At 36.3% G+C, this 2284-nt stretch carries 1 protein-coding gene and 1 pseudogene; one reads left to right on the plus strand and one right to left on the minus strand.

Annotation, left to right across the window (positions count from 1 at the left end):
* Positions 1-155: 155 nt before the first annotated feature.
* A pseudogene (locus MiAbW_RS20330) lies at positions 156-1379 on the minus strand (hypothetical protein); the annotation flags it as partial.
* Positions 1380-1748: 369 nt separating this feature from the next.
* Here MiAbW_RS20330 and MiAbW_RS18945 point away from each other — a divergent pair.
* On the plus strand, positions 1749-2284 hold a 536-nt coding region (locus tag MiAbW_RS18945), incomplete at its 3' end, for a Uma2 family endonuclease (protein ID WP_151697332.1).

The raw sequence follows: 2284 nt of genomic DNA on the forward strand, positions 1-2284 counted from the left end.
GATTATAGGACTGAAAAAGTGCCAAGAGGAGAAATAAACTCAGAATCATGAAAGCATTGGACATTAAATCGGTAAATGCGGGATAAACATCCACCGATTTATCTTCATCCCGGTAGTAGGTACGTCTGGACATAGTTGCTTATATGTTGGTGAAGTTATTCAAATATGGTGTTAATGTCATCCTGAACATCTTTTTGAGTAGGATTAGGGATTGTCTCAAAAAGTTTTTCTATGTTATCCTTTAAGTTAGAAAATTCAGACTGAACATCTTTTTGAGGAGGATTAGGGATTGTCTCAAAAAGTTTTTTTAGTTCTTCCAACTTCTTATTTAACTTATAAATGTCATCTTGAACATTTTTTTGAGTAAGATTAGGGATTGTCTCAAAAAGTTCTTCCATCTCATCCTTTAAGTTAGGAAATTCAGAACGCATATCGTTAATTTTCTCTAGTTCTGCTAAACATTTGTGAATTTCTCCGTAGATGTGTTCAATCATTTTCTGATTCGATTTATTTTCCTTAGCAATAACTTTCTCTAACTTATCTCGCAAAGATTCTAAGTTAGCAGTTAATTGACTGGTGTTGGTGTTCACTGCGTTAATTACTTGAGAAAAATCTGATTTAAGGCTGCCAAATTGATTCGCTGTTTTCTCAATAGATTGGGAAACTGCTTTTAATTGTTCTGAGTTCTTAGTTAATTTATCATCAACTACCATCCCTAAGTTATTGCTTAAAAGGTTTAACTCAGACTGTAAGCTTTCCTTGACTTGAGTAACTTGCTCTGTCACTGTATCAATTAACTGAGACAGGTTAGCATTAGTCACATCGAGATTATTACTAGAGCGCTCAATCCCATTAGAAGCAGTGAGAATTGTATCGGAGGTTTGGGAGAGTCTTTGCTCGATACTATTGATAAGTTGGTTTCCTAATTGTTTCGACTGGGAGTTAAAACTGTCTTGATAGGTTTTCACAGTTTCGATTAATTTTACTAATTCTCCCTGAATGTTAGATAACTTTTCTTGTTCGGTGACTGAGCGTTGCTGATTTTGTTCTAGGATTGTCTCAGAGACTTGAGTAAGTTGCTCTGTCACTGTATCAATTAACTGAGACAGGTTAGCATTAGTCACATCGAGATTATTACTAGAGCGCTCAATCCCATGGGAAGCAGTGAGAATTGTATCGGAGGTTTGGGAGAGTCTTTCATCGAGACTATTGATAAGTTGGTTTCCTAATTGTTTCGACTGGGAGTTAAAACTGTCTTGATAGGTTTTCACAGTTTCGATTAATTTTACTAATTCTCCCTGAATGTTAGATAACTTTTCTTGTTCGGTGACTGAGCGTTGCTGATTTTGTTCTAGGATTGTCTCAGAGACTTGAGTAACTTGCTCTGTCACTGTATCAATATTATTACTTAAGCGGTTGACTTTTTTGGTTGACTCTTGGAGATGTTTATAGAGAGCAATCTGGATTCTCACAGCTAAGACGGTGGAAAAAATAACCAAAACTAGAATTAAAAGAATCAGATAGGGGGGAAAAAGGTTAAGTAATGCCATGATAGTTATTGGATACCTCGAATTGTGGTTGATAGAGAGAGTTGGGGGTGAATGTTTCCTCAGATAGCTGGGGAAACATTATTAAGATTGATTAATTTGACCATTCATCAGTAGTGCTAACCTCTGCGGGTAAACTGGGTTGACTACTGTTATTGTTTGTTCCCAGTAAAGTTTGTTGCTTTTTCAACGATTACACCCATGATTGCTTTATCTAACTATAATAATCTCACCCCAGAAGAATATCTTCAGTTTGAAGAAACCAGTCTCATTAAACATGAATATATCGATGGACAAGTTTACGCCATGGCAGGAACGACGGATACTCATAATATTATCGGACTCAATTTCACTTTTATCATTCGTAATCATTTGCGGGGTTCCGATTGTCGGGTTTATTTTGCCGATGTGAAAGTCAGATTAGAGAAACGTAATCACTTTTATTATCCTGATATTCTTGTCACCTGCGATGACAGAGATAGGGAAACTGCTACCTACAAACGTTTTCCTAAATTAATTATTGAAGTTCTCTCCGATTCCACAGAAGCTTTTGACAGGGGGGATAAATTTAATGATTATCAAACTCTAGAAAGTTTAGAGGAATATGTCTTAGTCAATAGTAAACACCAACGAGTAGAAACTTTTCGACGGGGTGAACAGGGTTTATGGATTCTGCAAACCTATCAGGAAGAAAGTTTTAGTTTGCAGAGTATTAATCTGACGGCATCTTTTCGGGA

Source organism: Microcystis aeruginosa NIES-4325, assembly GCF_008974145.1.
Classification (GTDB): Bacteria; Cyanobacteriota; Cyanobacteriia; order Cyanobacteriales; family Microcystaceae; genus Microcystis; species Microcystis aeruginosa_G.